The sequence below is a fragment of the Xanthomonas vasicola genome (genome assembly GCF_000772705.2).
Taxonomy (GTDB): domain Bacteria; phylum Pseudomonadota; class Gammaproteobacteria; order Xanthomonadales; family Xanthomonadaceae; genus Xanthomonas; species Xanthomonas vasicola.
This window is the reverse complement of sequence record NZ_JSBW02000027.1, coordinates 32,495-54,931: the sequence shown is the minus strand read 5'-3', so window position 1 is coordinate 54,931 and position 22,437 is coordinate 32,495. Positions and strand designations below refer to the sequence as shown.

General features: G+C 64.2%; 22 protein-coding genes, 1 other RNA gene and 1 pseudogene. 14 read left to right on the top strand and 10 right to left on the bottom strand.

Annotation, left to right across the window (positions count from 1 at the left end):
* Position 1: 1 nt before the first annotated feature.
* From pstA to NX05_RS05730, 6 genes are all read right to left on the bottom strand, one after another.
* On the bottom strand, positions 2-871 hold the full coding sequence (gene pstA, locus NX05_RS05750; RefSeq protein ID WP_039433751.1) for a phosphate ABC transporter permease PstA: 870 nt from the start codon (positions 869-871) through the stop codon (positions 2-4).
* Entirely contained in the window at positions 871-1,845 is a 975-nt protein-coding gene (pstC, locus tag NX05_RS05745) for a phosphate ABC transporter permease subunit PstC (protein ID WP_039433754.1), read from the bottom strand. The genes pstA and pstC overlap by 1 nt, the downstream gene beginning before the upstream one ends.
* Before the next feature lie 111 nt (positions 1,846-1,956).
* A complete protein-coding gene (gene pstS, locus NX05_RS05740) occupies positions 1,957-3,048 on the bottom strand; it encodes a phosphate ABC transporter substrate-binding protein PstS (RefSeq protein ID WP_010366489.1) in 1,092 nt (363 codons plus the stop codon).
* A 343-nt stretch (positions 3,049-3,391) separates the two neighbouring features.
* Positions 3,392-3,466, bottom strand: a non-coding RNA gene (locus tag NX05_RS21885) — sX9 sRNA.
* 59 nt (positions 3,467-3,525) lie between these two features.
* Positions 3,526-4,545, bottom strand: a complete 1,020-nt coding sequence (gene pstS, locus NX05_RS05735) for a phosphate ABC transporter substrate-binding protein PstS (RefSeq protein ID WP_039433757.1) — start codon at positions 4,543-4,545, stop codon at positions 3,526-3,528.
* Positions 4,546-4,730: 185 nt separating this feature from the next.
* Positions 4,731-5,981 (bottom strand): OprO/OprP family phosphate-selective porin, encoded by a 1,251-nt coding sequence (locus NX05_RS05730; RefSeq protein ID WP_010366492.1) that lies wholly within the window; start codon positions 5,979-5,981, stop codon positions 4,731-4,733.
* Between the two features lie 339 nt (positions 5,982-6,320).
* On the opposite strand from NX05_RS05730, the gene NX05_RS05725 reads away from it, so the two are divergent.
* From NX05_RS05725 to NX05_RS05715, 3 genes are all read left to right on the top strand, one after another.
* Positions 6,321-6,641 (top strand): hypothetical protein, encoded by a 321-nt coding sequence (locus NX05_RS05725; RefSeq protein WP_010366495.1) that lies wholly within the window; start codon positions 6,321-6,323, stop codon positions 6,639-6,641.
* A 115-nt stretch (positions 6,642-6,756) separates the two neighbouring features.
* Positions 6,757-7,437, top strand: a complete 681-nt coding sequence (locus NX05_RS05720; RefSeq protein ID WP_010366497.1) for a carbonic anhydrase — start codon at positions 6,757-6,759, stop codon at positions 7,435-7,437.
* 11 nt (positions 7,438-7,448) lie between these two features.
* The gene (locus NX05_RS05715; RefSeq protein WP_017115050.1) at positions 7,449-9,017 is read left to right on the top strand and encodes a SulP family inorganic anion transporter; all 1,569 of its coding nucleotides are present in this window, start codon (positions 7,449-7,451) and stop codon (positions 9,015-9,017) included.
* 205 nt (positions 9,018-9,222) lie between these two features.
* On the opposite strand, the gene nth is transcribed toward NX05_RS05715, so the two are convergent.
* The 3 genes from nth to NX05_RS05700 are packed head-to-tail and all read right to left on the bottom strand — an operon-like array spanning position 9,223 to position 11,101.
* Positions 9,223-9,933, bottom strand: coding sequence for an endonuclease III (gene nth, locus NX05_RS05710; RefSeq protein ID WP_017118803.1), 711 nt, complete (start codon positions 9,931-9,933; stop codon positions 9,223-9,225).
* Entirely contained in the window at positions 9,930-10,310 is a 381-nt protein-coding gene (locus NX05_RS05705; protein WP_010380133.1) for a hypothetical protein, read from the bottom strand. The genes nth and NX05_RS05705 overlap by 4 nt, the downstream gene beginning before the upstream one ends.
* 8 nt (positions 10,311-10,318) lie before the next feature.
* Entirely contained in the window at positions 10,319-11,101 is a 783-nt protein-coding gene (locus NX05_RS05700) for an enoyl-CoA hydratase-related protein (protein ID WP_010366504.1), read from the bottom strand.
* Between the two features lie 163 nt (positions 11,102-11,264).
* Between NX05_RS05700 and NX05_RS05695 the strand changes: the two genes are divergently transcribed.
* The 4 genes from NX05_RS05695 (at position 11,265) to NX05_RS05680 (ending at position 14,830) form a co-directional block, all read left to right on the top strand.
* Positions 11,265-11,963, top strand: coding sequence for an FKBP-type peptidyl-prolyl cis-trans isomerase N-terminal domain-containing protein (locus NX05_RS05695; RefSeq protein ID WP_039433762.1), 699 nt, complete (start codon positions 11,265-11,267; stop codon positions 11,961-11,963).
* 113 nt (positions 11,964-12,076) lie between these two features.
* Positions 12,077-12,922 (top strand): CoA pyrophosphatase, encoded by an 846-nt coding sequence (locus NX05_RS05690; protein ID WP_039433764.1) that lies wholly within the window; start codon positions 12,077-12,079, stop codon positions 12,920-12,922.
* On the top strand, positions 12,919-13,791 hold the full coding sequence (locus tag NX05_RS05685) for a sulfurtransferase (RefSeq protein ID WP_039433767.1): 873 nt from the start codon (positions 12,919-12,921) through the stop codon (positions 13,789-13,791). The genes NX05_RS05690 and NX05_RS05685 overlap by 4 nt, the downstream gene beginning before the upstream one ends.
* Before the next feature lie 85 nt (positions 13,792-13,876).
* Positions 13,877-14,830 carry a DUF1684 domain-containing protein gene (locus NX05_RS05680; protein ID WP_039433770.1) on the top strand — a complete coding sequence of 318 codons (954 nt, stop codon included), beginning with the start codon at positions 13,877-13,879 and terminating at the stop codon, positions 14,828-14,830.
* 89 nt (positions 14,831-14,919) lie between these two features.
* On the opposite strand, the gene NX05_RS05675 is transcribed toward NX05_RS05680, so the two are convergent.
* The gene (locus NX05_RS05675; protein WP_039433772.1) at positions 14,920-15,495 is read right to left on the bottom strand and encodes an N-acetylmuramoyl-L-alanine amidase; all 576 of its coding nucleotides are present in this window, start codon (positions 15,493-15,495) and stop codon (positions 14,920-14,922) included.
* A 23-nt stretch (positions 15,496-15,518) separates the two neighbouring features.
* On the opposite strand from NX05_RS05675, the gene NX05_RS05670 reads away from it, so the two are divergent.
* The 7 genes and pseudogenes from NX05_RS05670 (at position 15,519) to NX05_RS05645 (ending at position 22,320) form a co-directional block, all read left to right on the top strand.
* Positions 15,519-16,010 carry an MOSC domain-containing protein gene (locus NX05_RS05670; protein WP_039433774.1) on the top strand — a complete coding sequence of 164 codons (492 nt, stop codon included), beginning with the start codon at positions 15,519-15,521 and terminating at the stop codon, positions 16,008-16,010.
* A complete protein-coding gene (locus NX05_RS05665; RefSeq protein WP_039433783.1) occupies positions 16,007-16,534 on the top strand; it encodes an alpha/beta hydrolase in 528 nt (175 codons plus the stop codon). Before NX05_RS05670 ends, NX05_RS05665 begins: the two co-directional genes overlap by 4 nt.
* 40 nt (positions 16,535-16,574) lie before the next feature.
* Positions 16,575-17,081, top strand: a complete 507-nt coding sequence (locus NX05_RS05660) for a GNAT family N-acetyltransferase (RefSeq protein WP_039433786.1) — start codon at positions 16,575-16,577, stop codon at positions 17,079-17,081.
* 185 nt (positions 17,082-17,266) lie between these two features.
* A complete protein-coding gene (locus NX05_RS05655; RefSeq protein ID WP_039433789.1) occupies positions 17,267-18,877 on the top strand; it encodes an ATP-binding cassette domain-containing protein in 1,611 nt (536 codons plus the stop codon).
* Positions 18,856-19,045, top strand: a pseudogene (locus NX05_RS23610) (hypothetical protein). Before NX05_RS05655 ends, NX05_RS23610 begins: the two are co-directional and overlap by 22 nt.
* Entirely contained in the window at positions 19,042-21,177 is a 2,136-nt protein-coding gene (rlmKL, locus tag NX05_RS05650) for a bifunctional 23S rRNA (guanine(2069)-N(7))-methyltransferase RlmK/23S rRNA (guanine(2445)-N(2))-methyltransferase RlmL (protein ID WP_039433791.1), read from the top strand. Before NX05_RS23610 ends, rlmKL begins: the two are co-directional and overlap by 4 nt.
* A gap of 366 nt (positions 21,178-21,543) precedes the next feature.
* Positions 21,544-22,320: an NAD kinase gene (locus NX05_RS05645; protein WP_039433794.1), complete on the top strand. Its 777-nt coding sequence runs from the start codon at positions 21,544-21,546 to the stop codon at positions 22,318-22,320.
* Positions 22,321-22,437: the final 117 nt, after the last annotated feature.

Sequence of the window (22,437 nt, the reverse complement as noted above, 5' to 3'; positions counted from 1 at the left end):
GTCAGTCATTGGAGATCTTGTTACGCAACAGCAGGGCACGCGCGCCCAGGCTGACCAGCAACACAAACACGGTCAGCACCAGTGCACCGGCCCAGGCCAGGGTCTGCCAGGTGTCGTACGGGCTGCCGGCAAATTGATTCATGATCACCGGCACGCTGGCCATCGGCTGGAAGATATTGCTGTTCCAGTACTGATTGCCGAATGCGGTGAACAGCAGCGGTGCGGTTTCGCCGCTGATGCGTGCCAGCGCAAGCAGGATGCCGGTGAGGATGCCGGCCGAGGCGGCGCGATATAACACCTGCACGGTGACCTTCCACTGCGGAATGCCCAACGACAATGCCGCTTCGCGCATCTGCGCTGGCACCAGCCGCAGCATTTCGTCGGTGGTACGCACCACCACCGGCAGCACGATGAAGGCCAGCGACAATGCGCCGGCAAATGCCGAAAAGCGCCCGCCGGTCTGCATCACGTACAAGGTGTAGACGAACAGGCCAAGCACGATCGAGGGCGCCGACAACAGGATGTCGTTGACGAAGCGCACCACCACGCCGGTCTTGCGTGCATTGCCGTATTCGGCCAACCAGGTGCCTGCAGCAATGCCTAGCGGTGTACCGATGGCCAGCGCCAGCCCGCACATCACTGCGCTGCCGAAGAACGCATTAAGCAAACCGCCTTTCTGCATCGGCGGCGGTGTCATCTTGGTAAACAAATTGAGGTCGATGCCAGGAACGCCCCTGGACAACAGCGTCCACAGGATCCAGGCCAGGAAGAACAGGCCGAACAAGGCCGTGACGCACGAGAGCAGCAACGAAATGGCGTTGGTCAACCGGCGGCGGTTGTACAGCGATTGCGACACCGAAGCGGTGGACATCAGTTGCCCTCCCGGCGCGACAGCTGCATCAGCATGAAGCGGGCGATGGCCAGCACGATGAAGGTCACGATAAACAGCACAAAGCCCAGCAGCAGCAAGGCCGAGCGGTAGGTTTCGGTGGCCTCGCCGAAATCGTTGGCGATCAATGCTGCGATGGTGGTGCCGGGCTCCAGCAGCGACGGCGACAAGCGCACCGTGTTACCGACCACAAATGCAACTGCCATGGTTTCGCCCAGTGCACGTCCCAGCCCCAAAAACACGCCACCGATCACGGCCGAGCGGGTGTAGGGCAGCACAATGTCCCAACTCACTTCCCACTTGGTGGAGCCCAGCGCGTACGCCGATTCTTTCAGGCGCGTGGGCACGGTCAGAAACACTTCGCGCATCACCGACGAGATGAAGGGAATCACCATGATCGCCAGCACGAAACCGGCGGTCAGCAGGCCGATACCCAGCGGCGGGCCCTGAAACAACGGGCCGATCAGTGGCAACGTGCCGAGATGATCGTTGAGCCAAGGCGTCACGTGCTCGGTCATCACCGGCACCAGCACGAACAGGCCCCACATGCCGTAGATGATCGACGGGATGCCGGCCAGCAGTTCGATGGCGGTGCCAACCGGGCCACGCAACCAGCGCGGCGCTACTTCGGTGAGAAAGAACGCAATACCGAAACTCACCGGCACCGCGATCAGCATCGCAATCACTGCGGTGACCAGGGTGCCGTAGATCGGTGCCAGCGCACCGTATTTGTTTTCGACCGGATTCCAGTCGGAGGAATAGAAGAAACTCATGCCCTGCATCTGCAGGGCATGGCGTCCGCCCCACAGCATCGACAGCGCCGCGCTGCCGAGCGCCAACAGGACGAAAACGACCGTAGCGGCCAGCGCGAGCTTGAACAGGCGATCGGCGCGTGCATCGCGCAGGTCGCGGCCGCGTGGCGCGGTCATCGCTTCGGGAATGGCGGTGGCATTCATTCGATTGGACTCGTCACCCGCGCAACGGCGGGAGCGTGAGACAGCAGGAACGGCGAGGCACCGTCAGGCACCTCGCCGCAGCGCACCCCGCCGAAAGGGCGGGTGCAGGCATTACTTGAACTCGCTGCCCCAATAGGCTTCGATCTGCTTCACCAGCTCCGGCGGCAGCGGCACGTAATGCAGTTCGCTGGCCTGGGGTTGGCCGTTTTCCAACGCCCACTTGAAGAAATCCAGCGTCGCCTTGCTGCGCGCAGCATCCTTGGGCTGCTTATGCATCAGCATGAAGTTGGTGGCGGTGATCGGCCACGCCTTTTCGCCCGGTGCATTGGTGATCACCAGGTTGAAGTCCTTCGCGTTGGCCCAATCGGCGCTGGCAGCGGCGGCGGCGAAGCTTTCCGCATTTGGCTCGGTCCACTGGCCGGCCGCGTTCTGCAGCGAGGTGTACGGCATCTTGTTCTGCAGCGCGTAGGCCAGCTCGACGTAACCGATCGAGCCCTTGATCTGCTGCACGTACGAGGCAACGCCTTCGTTGCCCTTGCCACCCACGCCGCCCGGCCACTGCACCGACGTGCCTTCGCCGACCTTGCTCTTCCACTCCGGACTGACCTTGGACAGGTAGTTGGAGAAGTTGAAGGTGGTGCCCGAACCATCCGAGCGATGCACCAGGTTGATCTTGGTGGCCGGCAGGGTCACGCCCGGGTTGGCCGCGACGATGGCCGCGTCGTTCCACATGGTGACCTTGCCCAGGAAGATGTCGCCCAGCAGGGCGCCGGTCAGGCGCAGTTTGCCCGGTGCGATGCCTTCCAGATTGACGACCGGCACCACGCCGCCGATGGCGGACGGGAACTGGCCCAGGCCGGCCTGCGCGAGTTCGGCGCTGTCCAGCGGCTTGTCGGTCGAACCGAAGTCCACGGTGCCGGCCTTGATCTGTGCAATGCCGCCGCCGGAGCCGATCGACTGGTAATTGACCTTGTTGCCGGTGGCGGCGTTGTAGTCGGCCGACCACTTGGACACCAGCGGGTAGATGAAGGAAGCGCCGGCGCCGGAGATTTCAGCACCCTTGGTGTCGCTGGCAGTGGCGCCTGCGGTCGGCGCGCCCGTTGCGGCGTCGCCGGACTGTGCGTCCTTGCCGGGCGAGCACGCGGCCAGGGCGAGGGCGATGGTGAGGGACAGGGCGGTCAGGCTGGCCGACTGCAATTTCATGGAAGCTCCGAGGCTGGATTGGCCGGGGTATCCGGCAGGCCACGCTATGAAATGATGTTTTTGTTACACCCGCATGACAGCGCCTTGTGGCCAAGCTGTCACAAAAAAAAGACGCGGACCGCGGAGGGCGTCATACCCTCCGGGATCCGCGTCCCGGGGCCGACGCCGGGAGAGAGACGGCGTCGTTCCTTTGCGCGTTTTCGAATCTGCCGCCAGGGCGGCACTACACGGCACATCTGTATCAGCTGAGGCAGGGGAGACGGATGGACATTTGACACCTCCTGCTCTGGAACATCGCATGCCCCGCCTGTCGCTGTGTTACCGATGTGCGTGGTGCTTAGAGCGGTAACAGAACGTGGCGAGCAGCCGTCAGGTGGGCGGGACGGCGCGGAGGAACCGGAGTGGACGCGTGGTACATGCCGGTTCCAAACACCGGCCGTGCCCGCCTGGCGGTTGTGCAGTAGTTCTGGTCTGCTCTTAGTGCGGCAGATTCTTGGCCCAGTAAGCCTCGATCTGGGTCACCAGCGTGTCCGGCAGCGGCACGTAGTCCAACTGCTTGGCCTGCGCATCGCCCTTGGTGTAGATCCAGCGGAAGAATTCCAGCGTGTTCTTCAGGCCAGCCGGGTTCTTCGGCTTCTTCTGCACCAGGATGAAATTGGTCGCCGTGATCGGCCAGGCGTTGTCGCCCGCCGCGTTGGTCATCACCAGATAGAAGTCCTTGCTGCTGCCCCAATCGGCGCTGTTGGCAGCGGCGGCGAAGGTTTCATCGGACGGCTGTACGAACTTGCCGGCAGCGTTCTTCATTGCGGTGTAGGCCATTTTGTTCTGCAGCGCGTACGACAGCTCGACGTAGCCGATGCCGCCCTTGATCTGCTTCACGTAGGCAGCCACGCCTTCGTTGCCCTTGCCGCCGATACCGGTCGGCCACTGCACGGCAGTACCTTCGCCCACCTTGCTCTTCCAGTCCGGGTTGACCTTGGACAGGTAGTTGGTGAAGTTGAAGCTGGTGCCCGAGCCGTCGGAGCGATGCACCACGGTGATCTTGCCTTCCGGCAGCTTCACGCCCGGATTGAGCGCGGCGATGGCTGGGTCGTTCCAGGTGCTGATCTTGCCCAGGAAAATGTCGCCCAGGGTCTTGCCGTCCAGCTTGAGCGCACCGGCGGCGACGCCCGGCACGTTGACCACCGGCACCACGCCGCCGATCACCGAGGGAAACTGCGCCAGGCCGGCAGCAGCCAGTTCTTCCGGCTTGAGCGGGGCGTCGGACGAGCCGAAGTCCACGCTGGCCGCCTTGATCTGGGCAATGCCGCCGCCCGAACCGATCGATTGATAGTTGACCTGCTTCTTGGTGGCAGCGTTGTAGTCGGCCGACCACTTGGACATCACCGGGTAAATAAACGACGCGCCAGCGCCGGTGACATCGGCAGCCTGGGCGCACAAAGCCAGCGAGGCGGCGAGTACGCCGACCGCCAGACGGGTATTGAAGGAGTGGATCACGGAACAGCTCCAGTAGTGAAGGGATGAGAACGTCCCGCAGTGGCGCCATTGCAGGGCAACGGCATGACCGTGCGGTGTCTGAGAAATGACAAGGCGATGACGGCGTTGCGCCGTCGGATGTTCAGACCGGTAGCAAATGGAGGCCGCCGCGTGCGCTCGACCGAGCACACGCGGTGGCGATGCGCTTACCAATAGAACTGCGCGCGTGCTTCGATGATCGAGGGGTTGTCGTCTACCAGGCCGCGCGTGGTGCTGTTGTAACGGGTGCTGTCGACCTTGGCGTAGTCGAGGGCGAACTTGAAGTTGGAGCGCCAATACCAGTTGGCGCCGACCGTCCAGATATTCATCTTGCCGCCAAGCACGCCATCGACGAACGGCGTGTTGCCGTTGGCGACCAAATGGCCGTCGTTGAGGTCCAGGGTGTCGTAGCGCACTGCCAGCTGCCACATGCCCGATGCCGGCTCGTTGGGCAGCGGGGTGGTCGGCACGCCGGCCTTATAGCCCCAGGTTTCGCCGGTGAGGTTCCAGACGCCGCTCACGTACCAGCCATCACTCCTATAGTCGTGTGCGTTGGCGCCAATGCGATTGGCGTTTTCCTGGAAGTACTCGCTCTGCAGCTTGAATGGCCCGGTGATCCACATCGCCTCGGCACCGGCAACACCGACGTTGTCGACATTGGTGATGGCGCCGCTGTCGATCAGGCGAACGGTGGTCAGGTCGGCGTCGGGACGTGCGCGCAGGCGCAAGGTGTCGTCATCGGTGTCGTAGGTCAGGTAGCTGAGGCCAAAGTGCAGCACGTTGCCGGTCTCGTTGATCGGCGCCCAGGTGCCGCGCGCACCATAGCCACTGCCGTGGGCCTGGTTGCGGGTCAGCTCGCGGCCGAACGCACTGGCGGTCACGCTCCAGTTGTTGTCGCCCATGCCGTAGGCCACGCCCAGCCGGCGCGAGATGCCGTAGGTGTTGGTGACCGACGCCTTGGAAACGAAATCGTTGTTCTTGGTGCTGGACAATTCTTCCAGGCTGTTGGGCTGCTTGAACTGACCGATCTGCAGATAGTTGTTCGCGTTGCCGCCGAACTTGTATTTGATGTTGGTATCCAGGAACCGCCCGGTGCTGCGCACGGTGGTGCCGCGGATGGTGACTTCCTTCAGCACGCTCGGATCGTACCCGGCCACCCATTCGAAGTTGCCTGGGCCCTTGCCCTTGAGCACCAACTCGGCGCGACGGATGCTGAATTCGGTATTGTCACCGTTGGCGCCGATCGCGCCATTGAGGTCCTGGACATCGTTGTGGAACCAGTTGCCGTCGGCCTGGACCAGGCCTTCCAGCGAGATCTCCGAGCCGCCGATCACATCGATGGCGATTTCGGCATGTGCTGCAGGAGCGGCGAGTGCCAGCAGCAGCGCGGAACCAAGCAGGGTGGGAGCGAGTTTCATAGATGCCTTGCGACCTGAGAAAGTGGGCGCAGGCTATGGTGTGAAAGTTGCGTTAATGTGACAAAACAACGGAAACGTAACAATTGATTTTTGCCAAAAATGACAAGAGTTTACGGATATTTAAACTATGTCATTTTGTGTCAGTAGTCTGAACGCATGCAGTCTATGTGTTAGTGCCTTGTTTTTGTCTTGAATCCCCGGATTTGCGTGCTGTATCGCCCCAGCTCTGAATGGCATGCAGCGCTATCTGAACCTGTGTGTCAGTTTGTGCAATGCACCACTTGCATACGCAGTGTCTAACTTGTTAGTTTCGAAGCCATGTTTCCTCGATTCCTGCCATTGCTTCTGGCTTGCTTGCTCGCGCTTATCGCGTGGTCGGCAGCCAGCGCACACGCGCGCATCCATGATGCGTTTGTGAGTGATAGCGCGGCGGCGATCGTGGAAGCCGGCGAAGAACGCGATGCAGCAGAAGATGCGCAGGACGACGGCGAGACACAAAGCCAAGTCGATACACAGTCTGCAGACGATATCCCCTTGCTCTCCCAAGCATGGCCGATGCTGGCGCGGTATTCCCCTTCTTGGCATGCGCATCACGCGCCGGCAAATCAAAAACGCGACCTGATCCCACAGCTGCGCCCTCCAAACGCACTGCTTGGCTGATCCACGCTGTCGCTGCACCCGGTGCGTTCCGCACCGGATTCCCAATTGATTTGTTTGTCTTTGCAATTCGCGGTTTGCGCCGCGGACGGCTATTCGTTGCCCAGAGGAATATCCCATGGAAAGTTTGCTAGCAGGTTTCCGTCATTTCCGTAAGGAAGTCTATCCGCGTCAGAGTGCGCGCTTTCAGGAACTGGCAGGCGGCCAAAGCCCGCATACGCTGTTCATTACCTGCGCCGATTCGCGCGTCATGCCGGAGCTCATCTTCTCCGCGCAGCCAGGCGAACTGTTCGTCTACCGCAATATCGGCAACGTGGTGCCGCCTTACTCGCAACATGTCAGTGGCGTGGTGGCAGCGATCGAATACGCCATCGCAGTACTGGGCGTGCGTCATATCGTGATCTGCGGCCATAGCGATTGCGGCGCAATGAAGGCCGTGCTCAAGCCGGAGTCGCTGGAAGACGTGCCTTCCGTGGCAGCGTGGCTCAAGCACACCGACGCGGCGCGTCATGTCACCGCGCATCACGGGCACGATCCGCAGAGCCAGGACGCGTTGAGCTGCATGACCGAAGAAAACGTGGTCTCGCAGTTGGATCATCTGCGCACGCAGCCGGTGGTGGCCGCGCGACTGGCCGCAGGCACGTTGCGTATCCATGGCTGGATCTACGATATCGCGCACGGGGAGATCCGCGCCTTCGATGCCGAAAAGGGTGGCTTCCGGCCGCTCCTGGCTGAAAGCACTCCCGAAGCCACTCCGCGTCCGCGACTGCAGCAAGTCGTGCGCGCTGAACTCGCTTGACGGAGCGCACCATGAACACATCAGGCATCGGCGGATATTTCCGTCAGGGACTGTTTGGGCGTGATTTATTGGCGTCTGTCGTGGTCTTCCTTGTCGCGCTCCCGTTGTGTATGGGTATCGCGATCGCATCCGGCATGCCGCCGGCCGCAGGCCTGATCACCGGCATCATCGGTGGTCTGGTTGTTGGCTTTCTGGCGGGCTCTCCATTGCAGGTGAGCGGGCCGGCCGCCGGCCTGGCTGTGTTGGTGTTCGAACTGGTCCGTGAGCACGGTCCTGCCGCGCTTGGGCCGGTGATTCTGGTGGCCGGCGCAATCCAGCTCATTGCCGGTCTGTGCCGCGCAGGTGTGTGGTTCCGGATGACATCGCCGGCCGTGGTGGCCGGCATGTTGTCGGGTATCGGGATCCTGATCGTGGCCTCGCAGGCACATGTGTTGATGGATGCCGCGCCCAAGGCGCGTGGTCTGGAAAACTTCGCCGCCTTGCCTGCCGTGTTGTGGCAGGCGATCAGCGAAGGCACCGGCCGCGATGCGTTGTTGGTGGGTCTGGCGACGATCGGCATCATCCTGGCGTGGGACAAGTTGCGCCCGCAGCGTCTGCGATTCTTGCCGGGTGCGTTGATTGCGGTGGTGGTGGTGACGGCGGCCGTGCAGCTGCAGGGCTTGAACGTCAACAAGGTCGATGTTCCGACCAATTTGTTGTCTGCAATCAGCATCCCCAGCATTTCCGACATCTTTGGCGTGTTCAACCACACGTTGCTGGTATCGGCAGTGACCTTTGCCTTCATCGCCAGCGCGGAAACCTTGCTGTCGGCGGCGGCGGTGGATCGGATGCATCAGGGCGCGCGCACGCAGTACGACCGTGAGCTGGCGGCGCAGGGCGTTGGCAATATGCTATGCGGCTTCCTTGGCGCGTTGCCGATGACCGGCGTGATCGTGCGCAGTGCGGCCAATGTGCAGGCCGGTGCGGCAACGCGTGCATCGACCATCCTGCATGGCAGCTGGTTGCTGGTGTTCGCCATGCTGTTGCCGTGGCTGTTGCGGATGACGCCGGTGGCGTGTCTGGCTGGCATCCTGGTCTACACGGGCGTGAAGATGATCAAGATCGGGCAGGTCAAGGAACTGGCGACCTATGGCCGTGGAACGGCTGCGATCTATCTGGCGACCACGTTCGCAATTGTGGCAACCGACCTGCTGACCGGTGTGCTGATCGGATTTGGTCTGTCGTTGTTCCGTCTGGCACTGCATTCCTCGCGTCTGAAGGTCGAGGTGCGCGAGCACGCCGACAAGAAGGACGAGATGCATCTGACCCTGCAGGGCTCGGCCACCTTCCTGAAGGTGCCGGCCATGGCACGCACGCTGGAAAGCGTGCCGCCGAATACTGCGCTGCATCTGGATGTGGCCAAGCTGCACCACGTCGACCATGCCTGCATTGAATTGTTGCGCGATTGGAGCCGGAATGCGGCCTCGCGCGGCTGCGAGCTGGTGGTGGATTGGAAGGAACTGGAGCGACGTGTTGAAGGGCGGCCGACAGTGGAGCGTACGTCGGCGGAGCCGCGCATCGAGCAAGCGAAAGCTGCCTAAGTTGTTGTAAACGCCCGGCGTTCGCGCGGGTGACCCCCATCGTGACCGCATGATGCATGGCGCCGAAAGAGGCATCATCCGGTCGCGATTTTTTTGGCCCGGGAATCGGGAATCGAAAAAGCTTGCGGCTGTGCTTCTGCTGGTGTGCATAAGGCTCTGCCGCGCCGTTATTTTGCCCCGGCCTTGCACTGATGCCGTGGCTGCCTCAGCCTTTGGTCTTTGTTGTGCGCTCCGGGTCCGGCTGGGTCTTGTCGCGATAGCGGCACAGATCGTGGATGACGCAGCCAGGGCAATCCGGTTTGCGTGCCTTGCAGACGTAGCGGCCGTGCAGGATCAGCCAGTGATGTGCGTCGTGCAGAAACTCGGCCGGAATCACCTTGACCAGCTTGTCTTCGACAGCGCGTACGTCTTTGCCTGGCGCAAGGCCGGTGCGGTTAGAGACGCGAAAGATATGTGTGTCCACGGCCATGGCAGGCTCGCCGAATGCGGTGTTGAGTACCACGTTCGCAGTCTTGCGGCCGACCCCAGGCAGCGCCTCAAGCGCAGCGCGGTCGTGCGGTACTTCACCGCCGTAACGCTCCAGCAGGATGCGGCAGGTGGCAATGACGTTCTTGGCCTTGGCATTGAACAAGCCGATGGTGGAGATGTAACGCTTCAGGCCTTCTTCGCCCAGATCGAGAATGTCGCGTGGTGTATTAGCCACCGGATACAGCTTGCGCGTGGCCTTGTTGACGCCGACATCGGTGGCCTGCGCCGAGAGCAGCACGGCGATCAATAACTCGAACGGGGTGGTGTATTCCAGCTCGGTGGTCGGGTACGGATTGAGTTCGCGCAGGCGCTCGAACATCTCCTGTATCTCGGGCTTGCGCATGTTGCTGCCGCGACGCGCCGGTGGCGTTGCTTGCGGTGTGTTCATGGCTGCGCTCCGCCCGCTGCTTTGGCTTTGGCACGCGCCAGGATGGCAGCGGCCAGCGGCGGCAATGCCGGCGTTGCCGGTTGGCTGGGTGCCGGGGCAGGTGTCCTGCGCGCGTCGCGCTCGGCAGCACGGCGTTGCAGGCGTGCTGCGCGTGCGCGATAGCGTTCGCGCGCGGCCCATGCATTGCGCAAACGCTGCTGCGCATCGAGCAACGTAGCGCAGACCTGCGGGCAGTGGGCGTCCAGCGCGTCGTGTTGCGGGTCGGGCAGATACGCCATCAAGCCGAGTGCCAAAGCGCGATCCAGATCGTCCGCCTGCACGCAGTCGAACAACTGCAGTGGCAACGGACGCGGTGCCGGTATGGGGTCGAGCGTCATGGCGATGATCAGCGGTTCTTGAATTGAGCAGGGCGCTTGTCGAGAAACGCACGGGTGCCTTCACGCATGTCGTCAGTGGCGAATAACAGCGCAAATTGCGCGGTTTCCAGCTGCAGACCTTCTTCGATGGCGCATTCGCCGCCGAACACCACCGCATCCAGAATGCCGCGCAGTGCCAGCGGCGCGGCAGCTGCCAGGCGTTGTGCCAGTGCGAGAGTTTCTTCGTGCAAGGCATCCGCTTCGACCACACGATTGACCAAACCCAGTTGCAGCGCGCGCGCGGCGTCGATCGGCAGCCCGAGCAGGCACAGTTCAAGCGCTGCGGCGCGGCCGGTGAGGCGCAGCAGGCGCTGCGTGCCACCGAAGCCGGGGATCAGGCCGAGGTTGATTTCCGGTTGCCCCAGGCGCGCGCTGGCCGCGGCAATGCGCAGATGGCAGGCCATTGCCAGTTCCAGGCCGCCGCCAAGTGCGAAACCATTGATCATCGCGATCACCGGCTTGGGCATGCGCTCGATCCGGCGCATCAGCTGCTGGCCCAGCAGCGAGAATTCGCGGCCCTGGATCGCCGACAGATCGCTCATTTCGGCGATATCTGCGCCTGCCACGAACGCCTTGGGGCCGGCGCCGGTGAGAATCACCGCACGTACGTCGTCTGCGGCGGCTGCGTCCTGAAATGCCTGATCCAGGGCCTGCATGGTCTGCTGGTTCAAGGCGTTCAGTTTGTCCGGCCGGTTGACCGTAATCGTCCGGATGCTGGCGTGATCGGCGATCAGAATGACGTGATTGGACATGTGAACCCTTGCGAACGTAAAAAATTAGTAAATACGGAACTTCCGAAAGCCTTGCTGGTCTTAGCTTTCGTGATAAGTAGCGGTTCGGTATCGCGGCCGCTATCCTAGCGCGTCATCTCAGGCGGCAGACCCGTCCTGTGCCACCACCCTGGAGAATTGTTTGATGAAGTTGCGTTCTATCGCGGTCGCTGTGGCGGCCCTGGCCCTGACGGGCAATGCACTGGCCCAGGACACGACGTCCGAGAAGGGCAAGTTGAGCTACTACTTTGGCTATGACTACGGCAACAACCTTGCCGAGCTCACCGGTCGCGGCGAGCAGCTCGACATCAACTCGGTGGTAAAGGGTCTGCAAGACGCCTATGCCAAGAAGCAGCCGGCGATCACCGCCGACCAGCTGAAGCCGGCAGTTGAAGCGTTCCAGAAGCGCGAGCAGGGTCGTGCCCAGCAGGCCAAGGCCGAGTACGAAAAGGCCGCTGCCGCCAACAAGACCAAGAGCGATGCGTTCCTGGCCAAGAACAAGAGCACCGCTGGCGTGCAGACGCTGCCGAGCGGCGTGCAGTACCGCGTGATCGAAGCCGGTAAGGGCGCCAAGCCGACCCAGGCCAGCACCGTGCAACTGGAAGTGGCCGGTCCGTTCCCGTTCGGCGACCGCGAGAAGGCACGTCCGGCGCAGCAGATCCCGGCCATCAAGGTCAGCGAAGTCGAAATGCAGGCCATGCGCGACACGCTGCTGCAGATGCCGGCCGGCTCCAAATGGGAAGTGACCCTGGCGCCGGACAAGGCCTATGGTGCCGACCCGCGTACCCCGTTCCCGCCGAACGTAGCTGTGCAGTTCGAGATCAAGCTGGTCAGCGTCAAGTAATTTGATTCGATGTTGTAACGACAACGCCGGCCACCAGGCCGGCGTTGTCGTTTTTGGTCGACCGATTGCCTGAAAATGACGATGAAACGATGCAGCAGCCGTAGGACTCAGCAATGAGCAGCAGCGATGTCCAAACGGATGTCGATGCAGATCCCGATGCAGATCCCGATCCCGATTTCGCAGCCGGCCGGCTGCCAAGTCCGTGTATCGGTGTATGTTCGCTGGACGCGCAGTCGCGCTGTGTCGGCTGCTTGCGCAGCCTGGATGAAATTGCACGCTGGATGAGCATGAGCGACGCCGAACGCCAGGACTATCTGCATATGGTGCTGCCCGCACGCGCGCTGACGGCGCAGCTGCCTGAGTACGCGCAGCTGAAGCGAGCGTTGTATCCGCTGGACACCGCGCCCGCCGGGCCGGGCTGGAACCACGCCGAACTGATCGATCTGACCGACGCCGATGCGTCTGCCGAGGCGGCGGTGCTATGCGGGCTGGTGCCGCGCGAACAGGGCACCATGGTGCTGCTGACGCGACGCACCGACAGCCTGCGCCATCACGCCGGGCAGGTCAGCTTCCCGGGCGGACGCATGGAACCGTCCGATGCCGATGCCGCCGCCGCGGCGCTGCGTGAGAGCTGCGAAGAAATCGCGCTGGGTGCACAGCAGGTGCATGCCTTGGGGTATCTGGATCCGTTTCTGACCGTCAGCGGATTCCGGGTGACGCCGGTGGTGGCGGTGATCGACCCGGCGTTCGTGGCGGTACCGCAGCCGGATGAAGTGGCGGACGTATTCGAAGTGTCGCTGGCTTACCTGATGGACCCGGACAATCTGCGCAGTGTGGAACTGGAATTTCGCGGGCGGCCGCGGCGCGTGCTGGAATACGACTGGCCTGGCCACCGCATCTGGGGCGCCACGGCGGCCATTCTTCTCAATCTTCGTCGCCGCCTGGAGCAGGTTGCATGAGTGTCGATCCGAACTGGAGCACGCTGGTCGATGCCGCCACCGTGGCGGCCATGTTGCAGCATCCGCAGCTGCGTCTGCTGGATGCGCGCGCTGCGCTACCGACCGCGCCAGACCCGGACGCCGCGCGCAAGGCTTACGCGCAGGGACATCTGCCCGGCGCGTATTACGCCGATCTCGACCACGATCTGGCAGACCTGTCGCGGCCGGCGCAGGGGCGGCATCCGTTGCCGCAGAGCGCGGCATTTGCGAAACGTCTGGGCGAATGGGGCATCGATCCGCATAGCCAGGTGGTGGTGTACGACGCGGGCGATGGCAGCATGGCGGCCGCGCGCGCGTGGTGGATGTTGCGATTGATGGGGCATCGCCGGGTGGCAGTACTTGATGGTGGCTTGGCTGCATGGCGTGCTGCCGGTTTTGTGGAAAGCACCGAGCCCCCTGCAGTGCATGATGGCGCTGCGTATCCCGGCAGTTTCGATACCGCCGCGATCGTGGATGCCGCGCAGATCGTGGAGCGATTGCAACAGGCGCCGGGCTGGCTGCTGGACGCGCGCGCAGGCGAGCGTTTTCGTGGCGAAGTCGAGCCGATCGACCCGGTGGCCGGGCATGTGCCGGGTGCGGTGAGTCGCCCGTTGGGGCTGAGCCTGCGCGATGGCCGCTTCAAGCCAGCTGCGGAACTGCGCGCCGAGTTGTCCGCGTTGCTAGGTGCGTACCGGCCCGAACAGGCGGTGGTGATGTGCGGGTCCGGCGTGACGGCATGCCATCTGTTGCTGGCGTTGGAAGTGGCGGGGCTATCCGGCGCGCGCGTCTACGCCGGTTCCTGGAGCGGTTGGCTGCAGGACGCGTCGCGTCCGGTCGCGACCGGCGCCTGATTGCAGGCACAATAGCGGCAGGAACGGTGGCCTGTGGGGACGCAGGTTCGCTGCGCGGAGCGCAGTTTCTTGCAGTGGGTGAACCATGCGGTTGCAGTTACGGGTTGGCGCGCTGTGCGTCGCGGTGTGGACGCTGGCTGCCTGTTCGGCGGAATCGCCCGCCGATGTCAGCGATTCGCCTGCTGCCGGTCATCGAAATGTGGCGCAGCACGGTGTGTATCAGGTCGCGTTGGCGCGCGCGCGCGCGGAGCGATTGACCCAGTTGCGTGCACCCGACGGGTGGCTGAGCTATACCGGTTCGGGGCGCGTGCGCGCCGGTCGGTACCGTGTGGGCAGCGACCCGCACAGCGATATCGTCTTGCCTGCCGGGCCTGCGCAGTTGGGGCGACTGACATTGGATGCTGCGGGGCAGGTCCACTTTTGCGCAGACGCCGCCGCGCCGGTGACGCTCAATGGGCAGCGTATCGATGAGGTCCGTCTGGAACCGGAGCAGGCAGGGCAGCGCGGCGATCGGTTGGACGTGGATGGCCGGCAGTTCTATCTGGTGCAGACCGGCGCCTTGTACGGATGGCGCTTCCGCGACCCGGCAGCGCCGGCGCTGACGCAGTTCGAAGGGCTGGAATATTTCCCGACCGATCCGCAGTGGCGCATCCAGGCGCAGTGGCAACCCTATCCGACGCCGCGCACGACCACCTTGCTGACGTCGATCGGCACGCCACTTACCGTGGAGGTACCGGGAGAAGCGGTGTTCTCGCGGAACGGCCGCGAATACCGCTTGCAGCCGCTGCTACAGGAAGATGGACAAGGCCTGTTCTTCCTGTTTGCCGACCGCACCAGTGGCAAGGAAAGTTATGGCGGCGCGCGCTATCTCTATGCCGCGTTGCCCCGCGATGGCCGCGTCGTGCTGGATTTCAATCTGGCCGAAAATCCCCCGTGCGCACTGACGCCGCATGTGGTCTGCCCGATCGCGCCGCCCGAAAATCGACTGGACGTGGCGGTGAATGCAGGCGAGAAGACCTACCGTGCGACGGAGCGTTGAGCGTGCTGCAGTGGTGGGCCGTGCGCGGCGGAGATCCAACGCGACTAACACGTGATGTACGCAGGCATTGGGTCGTTTCTCAATGCTTTCTAACGCGGCGCATGCAACCAGCTTACCGCCGCCTCGATGCGCGGCCACGGAAACAGCGGGCCGGGGTCGAGTTTGCGCTGAATCTTGCGCGCCGGGTCGTCGCTGGCCGTTTCCTGGGTAGTGTCCAGCGCTTGATGGCCGGCGATGCGGCGTACCGCCGGCAGCTGTTGTTGCAGCCATTGCAGCAAGGTGATCAGCGCTGCGATTTGCGCTTCGGGATACGGTTCGGTCATCTCTTGATGGCGCGAATCCAACCAGTGCGGATACCGGCCGCGGTTGACCACTTCGATCCCCAGCGTATGCGGGTTATGCCCGCGCACATGATGCGCAACGCGCTCCAGCGCGACGTATTGCTGGATGCTGCCGTTGCGATCGATGTAGTAATGCCCGCTGTTGCCGGTGCCGCTGTCGTAGAGCACGCGCTCGCCGTATTCGCGCGCCATCGCCATGTCCGGCAACTCGGTGCAATGGATGACCACCATGTCGATCTGGGTGAGCGCGCGTTTGGCCAAGCGCGATTCGTAGGACAACGGCGCGTAGGTGATCGGCGGCGACGGCAGGACGGCATCGGACATGGAGCGGATGCTAGCATTCGGCGATGGCTTTGAATCCCGACAGCCCTCTGGGCAAATTGATGGCGACGCTGCCGCAGACCGGTCAGGTGACCTGGATCGGCGTGCGTCCGGCGCGCGACGTGGCGATGCTGGAGGTGGACGCGGTGCAAGTCACCACCGGTATTGGCCTGGTGGGAGACCGCTACAAGGGCGGCAGCGGCAAGCGCGGCGTGACCCTGATCCAGGCCGAGCATCTGCCGGTGATTGCGGCACTGGCAGGGCACGCGACCATCGCCCCGGCCACGCTGCGGCGCAACCTGGTGGTGTCCGGCATTCCGTTGATCGCGCTGAAAGGGCGGCGGTTTCGGATTGGCGAGGTGGAGCTGGAAGGCACCGACCCGTGCGACCCGTGTTCGCGCATGGAAGATGCCCTGGGCGCGGGCGGCTACAACGCCATGCGCGGCCACGGTGGGCTGTGCGCACGCATCTTGCGCGGCGGTGTGCTGCGTGTCGGCGATACGGTGCAGGCGCTATGACTCGCGGGCACTGCATCCTCTCGCATGGCTTCGAAAGCGGCCCGGACGCCTTGAAAGTGACCGCGCTGGCCAGCGTGGCCGAGCAGTTGGGCTGGACCCACGAACGCCCGGATTACACCGACCTGGATGCACGCCGCGAGGTGAGCACGCTGGGCGATGTGCAAGGCCGGCTGCAACGCCTGCTGGAGATCGCACGCGCGGCCGCGGACAAGGGCCCGCTGGTGCTGGTCGGCTCCAGCCTGGGTTCGTATATCGCCGGGCGGGTGTCGTTGCAGGTGCCCACACGCGGCCTGTTTCTGATGGTGCCGCCGACCAAAATGGGCCCGATGCCGGCGCTGGACGCCGCACCGGTGCCGATCTCGATCGTGCATGCCTGGCGCGACGAGCTGATTCCGGCCGCCGACGTGATTGCCTGGGCGCAGGCACGGCATGCGCGCTTGCTGCTGGTCGACGACGACCATCGCCTGGCCTCGCACGTCGACGCATCGGCACGCGCGTTCGCAGAACTGTTGCAGAGCCTGTGATGCGGACCCTTTCGAGCCAGGGCTGCGTGCGGTGCCAGTCATGAATGTGTTGATTCGCGAAGCGAGCGAAGGCGATGCCGCCGCCATCGAATTGCTGACAATGGTGGCCTTCATGCGCGCCGAACACAGCCGGCATGACGAGCACCAGGTGATTGCCGGCTTGCGCCAGGACGGCGCGCTGGCGTTGTCGCTGGTGGCCGATCACGATGGTTATGTGGTGGGCCACCTGGCCGTGTCGCCGGTGACGCTGTCGGACGATTCGCCCGGCTGGTTCGCGCTCGGCCCGCTGGCCGTGGGGCCGGGGCATCAGCGGCAGGGTTTGGGCACGCGGCTGGTGCAGGCGGCGCTTGCTACTTTGCGCGAGCGCGGCGCTGCAGGTTGCCTGGCGCGGGGCGAGCCAGCGTTTTTCCGGCGTTTGGGCTTTGCGGTCGAACCCGGCCTGGTATTGCCCGACGTGCCTGCATCGGAACTGCAGGCGCTGGCCTTCGGCGACCGGTTGCTGCCGCTGGCCGATGTGGCGTATCACCCTGCGTTCGGGCTGGGCTGAGCGCTCACTGCATGCGCCTGGTGGACCGCGCGAATGTCGTCGTTGGAGCTGCAGGTTAGACTGGCCGCACGTGAATTTTTGAGGAGTGGTCCAATGCGCCATTGATGCCGCCGTCGTGATGACGGCCTAACCCGCTGCTGGTCCGCTTGGATCGGCGCGTGTGCTGGCATGCAATGGAGACCCGTATGACCCGTCCGTCGCTGACGCTGGAAAGCGTTGCGCATGTGCTGCCCGATGGCAGCCCGCTATTTTCCGATCTGAATCTCTACATCGACCAGCGCGCCACCGGCCTGGTGGGGCGCAATGGCGTGGGCAAGAGCGTGCTCGCGCGCCTGCTGGCCGGTGAGTTGTTGCCCAGTGCCGGGCGCTGCGTTCGCAGCGGCAGCGTGCACTACCTGCCGCAGCGGGTGAGCGTTGCGCCGGAGCAAAGCATTGCCGGGTTGGCCGGTGTCGCGCCGCTGCTGGATGCGTTGGACCGTATCGCCTCTGGCAGCGTTGCGCCTGCCGATTTTGAACGCGTCGGCGAGCGCTGGAGCGCCCATGCGGAATTTGCCGCCGAACTCGAACGCCAAGGCCTGGGCGGGCGCGATCCGCGTGCACCGGCCGCGCAATTGAGCGGCGGTGAAGCGATGCGCGTGGCACTTGCTGGCGCATTTCTGACCCGGCCGGACGTTCTGATCCTGGACGAGCCCAGCAATCATTTGGATGGTCCGCAACGCCGGCGGCTGATGGATCAGTTGCTGGCGTGGAGCGGCGGCTTGCTGGTGATCAGCCACGATCGCAGCGTGCTCGACGCGATGCAGCGCATTCTGGAGCTGTCCGCGCAGGGGCTGCGCAGCTACGGCGGCAACTACGCCTTGTATGCGCAGCAGCGCGCCATCGAGCAGCAAGCGGCCAGCGATCTGCTGGCCCAGCGCAAGCATGCACGTGCACGCGGCGAGCAGGCTTTGCGCGAGCAGCTTCAACGTCAACAGCAGCGCCAGGCGCGCGGCGCGCGTGCTGCGGGGCTGGCCAATCAGGCTGCGATCCTGCTGGGCGGGCAGAAGCAACGCAGCGAAGTCAACGCAGGCCGGCTGCAACAGCAGCGTCAGGCCGAACAGGCGCGGCTGCGTGAAGCGACGGTGCAGGCTGCAGCGCAGGTGGAGGCCGACCAGGCGATCGTTTTGCTGGCGCCGACCGCATCAACCAGCGCATCGCGGCGTCTGGCCACGTTGAAACAAGTGGAACTGGATGGGCGGCTTGGCGGGCAGCGGCTGGAGTTGCTGCTGCAGGGGCAGCCGCGGATTGGTCTGGTTGGTCCCAATGGCAGCGGCAAGTCTGGGTTGCTGCAGTTGCTGGCAGGGCGCTTGCAGCCAACTGCGGGCCAGTGCGAGGTGCACGTGCCAGTGGCGTATCTGGATCAGGACCTGGGACTGCTGGACCCGATGCGTTCGGCCGCTGCGCAGCTGCAGGATGCAGACCCGAGTGTGCCGGCGCATGCACAGCGGCTGCGCCTGGCGCTGCTGGGGCTGGACCAGGCGCGTGCCGACCTGCCATGCGGCCAGCTCAGCGGCGGCCAGCGGCTCAAGGCGGCGCTGGCCTATGCGCTGTACCGGGCTCAGCCGGCGCAACTGCTGTTGCTGGACGAGCCGACCAACCACCTGGATCTGGCCTCGGTGGAAGCGATCGAAGCGCTGCTGCGCAGCTACCAGGGCGCGCTGATCGTCGCCTCGCACGACGCAGACTTTCTGCAACGGCTAGGCCTGCAGCAGCGCCTGGACACCGCGCAAGCCCAATGGCGGCTTGCACCCTGGTGAACCGTGCGGCGGGCGATCCGGCGGCCGGGCTGGTAATGCCGGCCGCGATGGCCGACCATTTGCGGCCGTCCACGGCGGCCACGGCATCGCCCTCAAGGCGCCGGCCCGCTGTCCTGTTCTCACGCTCGCCGCCGCGGCCAGCGTCTTTATCGATACCTGCCTACGTGAAATTCTTCGCATCCTGTGCCAAGGGCCTGGAATACCTGCTTGCCGACGAGCTGCTTGCGCTCGGTGCCAGCAAGGCCACCGCCACCATCTCCGGCGTCAACGTCGAAGGCGAACTGCGCGATGCACAGCGCGCCGTGCTGTGGTCGCGCTTGGCCAGCCGCGTGCTGTGGCCGCTGACCGAGTTCGATTGCCCGGACGAAGACGCGCTGTACGCCGGCGTGGCCGAGTTGCCGTGGGACGCGCATCTGTCGGTCGGGCACACGCTGTCAGTGGATGCGCATGTGTCCGGCACCGCGATCACGCACGCCCGCTACGCGGCGCAGCGCATCAAGGACGCTGTGGTCGACACCATGCGCCGGCAGGGCCTGGAGCGCCCGTCGGTGGACGTGGAAAGCCCGGACTTGCGCTTGAACCTGTCGCTGCGCAAGGGCCGCGCCACCATCTCGGTGGACCTGGGGGGCGGCCCGTTGCATCGGCGTGGTTGGCGCATGGCGCAGAACGAGGCGCCGTTGAAGGAAAACCTGGCCGCCGCGGTGCTGATGCGCGGTGGCTGGCCGCGTGCCTATGCCGATGACGGCAGCTTGCTGGATCCGATGTGCGGCAGCGGCACGTTGCTGATCGAAGGTGCGTTGATGGCCGCGGACGTTGCGCCCGGCTTGCAGCGCTACGGCAGCGACGTGCCCAGCCGCTGGCGCGGTTTCGACCGCGATGGCTGGCAGCAGCTGGTCAGTGAAGCGCGCGAACGCGACAGCGTTGGCCGCGCTGCGCTCAAGCAGGTGATCCACGGCAGCGACATGGACCCGCACGCAATTCGTGCTGCGAAAGAGAATGCGCAAGTGGCCGGTGTGGCCGAGGCAATCTGGTTCGGCGTGCGCGAAGTCGGCGAGCTGCAGACGCCGCCGCAGGCCACCGGCGTGGTGGTGTGTAATCCTCCCTACGACGAGCGCCTGGCCGCCGATGCGGCGCTGTATCGCCGCCTGGGCGATACCCTGCAGCGTGCGGTGCCGCAGTGGCGGGCCAGCCTGCTGTGCGGCAATGCCGAGCTGGCCTATGCCACCGGCCTGCGCGCGGGCAAGAAATACCAGGTGTTCAACGGCGCGATCGAATGCGCGTTGATCGTCTGCGACCCGATCGCAGTGCCGCGGCGCACCCCGCTGGCGGCACCTACAACGCTCAGCGAAGGCGCGCAGATGGTGGCAAATCGCCTGCGCAAGAATCTGCAGAAATTCAAGAAATGGCGCGCGCGCGAAGGCATCGAATGTTTCCGCGCCTACGACGCCGATTTGCCGGAATATTCCGCCGCCATCGACGTGTATCAGCAAGCCGATGGTGACCGGCGCATCTTCCTGCACGTGCAGGAATACGCAGCGCCGGCGACGATTCCGGAAGCCGATGTGCGCCGTCGTCTCAACGAATTGCTGGCGGCCGCACGCGAGGTCTTCGAGGTGCCGGCCGAGCGCATCGCGCTGAAGTCGCGCGAACGCGGCAAGGGCGGCAGCAAGTACGGCCGTTTCGAGCAGCGCAACGAATTCGTCCACGTGCGCGAACACGGCGCGTTGCTGCGCGTGAATTTGTTTGATTACCTGGATACCGGGCTGTTTCTGGATCACCGCCCGCTGCGCGGCACCATGGCGCAGCAGTCCAAGGGACGCCGCTTCCTCAACCTGTTCTGCTACACCGGTGTGGCCAGCGTGCAAGCGGCCGTGGCCGGTGCGGCGTCCACCACCAGCGTGGATCTGTCGGCAACGTACCTGCAGTGGTGCGCGGATAATCTTGCGCTGAACGGGCTGGCCGGCAGCAAGCACAAGTTGGTGCAGGCCGATGCACTGGCTTGGCTGGAAGCCGAGCGCGCGCATTTCGACGTGATTTTCTGCGACCCGCCGACCTTCTCCAACTCTGCACGTGCGGAAGATTTCGATATCCAGCGCGAGCACGTGCGCCTGTTGCGCGCGGCGGTGGCACGGTTGGCGCCCGGTGGTGTGTTGTATTTCTCCAACAACTTCCGTCGTTTCAAGCTGGACGAGGAGCTGGTGGCAGAGTTCGCGCAGTGCGAAGAGATCAGCCCGCGCACCATCGATCCGGATTTCGAGCGGCATGCGCGTATCCATCGCGCCTGGCGGTTGACGGCCTGAGTTCAGGCCGGTCGCGTGCGATGGCGTGCTTCACGGCTTCACGGCTTCGCGATGGAGCCAGCAAGCGTGTTTGCCGCGTTCGCATACCGCTGACGCCTAAAGCGGCTACCCAAACGTAGCAAGCAGTCGTCAGGTGGCCTTAGGTGGTCGTGTAGGGCGCACCCAGAGCCACAGGGTGCGACTGGCAAAGTGGCAAATGTTGCACTGAGCACCGGCCGCGTTTGCCGGGCGGCTGCGCATTGGTCGTGCCTAGCCGCGCTTGAACGCGTAGCCCCAATCGCTGCTGCCTATGCGAGGGCAGAGCATGACCACAACAAGCCCAGCACAGGGCTGCGGTATGCTGATTCGCATGCTTTGGAGTCAAAGATGACCGCACCACCTCGCATCGCCTTTCTTGCCAGCCCCGCCGAGCCGGCGGTGGCCGCGCGCGCACGCCTTGTGCAGCGCTATGGTGACCATGCGCTGGATAGCGCCGACATCGTCTGTGCATTGGGCGGCGATGGATTCATGCTGCAGACACTGCATCGGCATGGCGCCTCCGACAAACCGGTATTCGGCATGAAGCTGGGCTCCGTCGGCTTCCTGATGAATCAGTACCGCGACGACGAGGACGACCTGCTGGAGCGCCTGCAACGCGCCGAGCCTGCGTATCTGCGGCCGCTGGAAATGCAGGTGCAGACCGAATCTGGCGCCAGTGCCGGCTCATTGGCCTACAACGAGGTGTCGCTGCTGCGGCAGACCCGGCAGGCGGCGCATCTCAGCATCGATCTCAACGGCCAGACCCGCATTGCCGAGCTGATCGGCGATGGCGTGATGGTGGCCACCCCGGCTGGCAGTACGGCGTACAACTATTCGGCGCATGGGCCGATCCTGCCGCTGGGCTCGCACACGTTGGCGCTGACGCCGATCGCACCGTATCGCCCGCGACGCTGGCGCGGCGCCATCCTCAAGGCCGATACCGAAGTGCGCTTCCGCGTGCTGGACCCGTACAAGCGCCCGGTTAGCGTCACCGCCGATTCGCATGAAATTCGCGATGTGGTCGAAGTGACCATCCGCGAATCCACGCAGCGCCAGGTCACGTTGTTGTTCGACCCCGAACACAACCTGGAAGAACGCATCTTCAGCGAGCAGTTTGCGGTATGAGGGCGGGGATTGGGCAGTCGGGATTTGGGATTGGCAACGGCAGGAGCACGCTATGCCGTCCGCCTGTGATTGCGCCGGCACGTTACGATGCGGCGCACGTGACTGCACGCCTGATTT

Bases quoted from the DNA above. Each gene is read 5' to 3' on its own strand.
- pstA (WP_039433751.1), bottom strand. From the start codon at position 871: ATGTCCACCGCTTCGGTGTCGCAATCGCTGTACAACCGCCGCCGGTTG.
- pstC (WP_039433754.1), bottom strand. From the start codon at position 1,845: ATGAATGCCACCGCCATTCCCGAAGCGATGACCGCGCCACGCGGCCGC.
- pstS (WP_010366489.1), bottom strand. From the start codon at position 3,048: ATGAAATTGCAGTCGGCCAGCCTGACCGCCCTGTCCCTCACCATCGCC.
- NX05_RS05730 (WP_010366492.1), bottom strand. From the start codon at position 5,981: ATGAAACTCGCTCCCACCCTGCTTGGTTCCGCGCTGCTGCTGGCACTC.
- NX05_RS05720 (WP_010366497.1), top strand. From the start codon at position 6,757: ATGGAAAGTTTGCTAGCAGGTTTCCGTCATTTCCGTAAGGAAGTCTAT.
- NX05_RS05715 (WP_017115050.1), top strand. From the start codon at position 7,449: ATGAACACATCAGGCATCGGCGGATATTTCCGTCAGGGACTGTTTGGG.
- nth (WP_017118803.1), bottom strand. From the start codon at position 9,933: ATGAACACACCGCAAGCAACGCCACCGGCGCGTCGCGGCAGCAACATG.
- NX05_RS05705 (WP_010380133.1), bottom strand. From the start codon at position 10,310: ATGACGCTCGACCCCATACCGGCACCGCGTCCGTTGCCACTGCAGTTG.
- NX05_RS05700 (WP_010366504.1), bottom strand. From the start codon at position 11,101: ATGTCCAATCACGTCATTCTGATCGCCGATCACGCCAGCATCCGGACG.
- NX05_RS05695 (WP_039433762.1), top strand. From the start codon at position 11,265: ATGAAGTTGCGTTCTATCGCGGTCGCTGTGGCGGCCCTGGCCCTGACG.
- NX05_RS05690 (WP_039433764.1), top strand. From the start codon at position 12,077: ATGAGCAGCAGCGATGTCCAAACGGATGTCGATGCAGATCCCGATGCA.
- NX05_RS05685 (WP_039433767.1), top strand. From the start codon at position 12,919: ATGAGTGTCGATCCGAACTGGAGCACGCTGGTCGATGCCGCCACCGTG.
- NX05_RS05680 (WP_039433770.1), top strand. From the start codon at position 13,877: ATGCGGTTGCAGTTACGGGTTGGCGCGCTGTGCGTCGCGGTGTGGACG.
- NX05_RS05675 (WP_039433772.1), bottom strand. From the start codon at position 15,495: ATGTCCGATGCCGTCCTGCCGTCGCCGCCGATCACCTACGCGCCGTTG.
- NX05_RS05670 (WP_039433774.1), top strand. From the start codon at position 15,519: ATGGCTTTGAATCCCGACAGCCCTCTGGGCAAATTGATGGCGACGCTG.
- NX05_RS05665 (WP_039433783.1), top strand. From the start codon at position 16,007: ATGACTCGCGGGCACTGCATCCTCTCGCATGGCTTCGAAAGCGGCCCG.
- NX05_RS05660 (WP_039433786.1), top strand. From the start codon at position 16,575: ATGAATGTGTTGATTCGCGAAGCGAGCGAAGGCGATGCCGCCGCCATC.
- NX05_RS05655 (WP_039433789.1), top strand. From the start codon at position 17,267: ATGACCCGTCCGTCGCTGACGCTGGAAAGCGTTGCGCATGTGCTGCCC.
- NX05_RS05645 (WP_039433794.1), top strand. From the start codon at position 21,544: ATGACCGCACCACCTCGCATCGCCTTTCTTGCCAGCCCCGCCGAGCCG.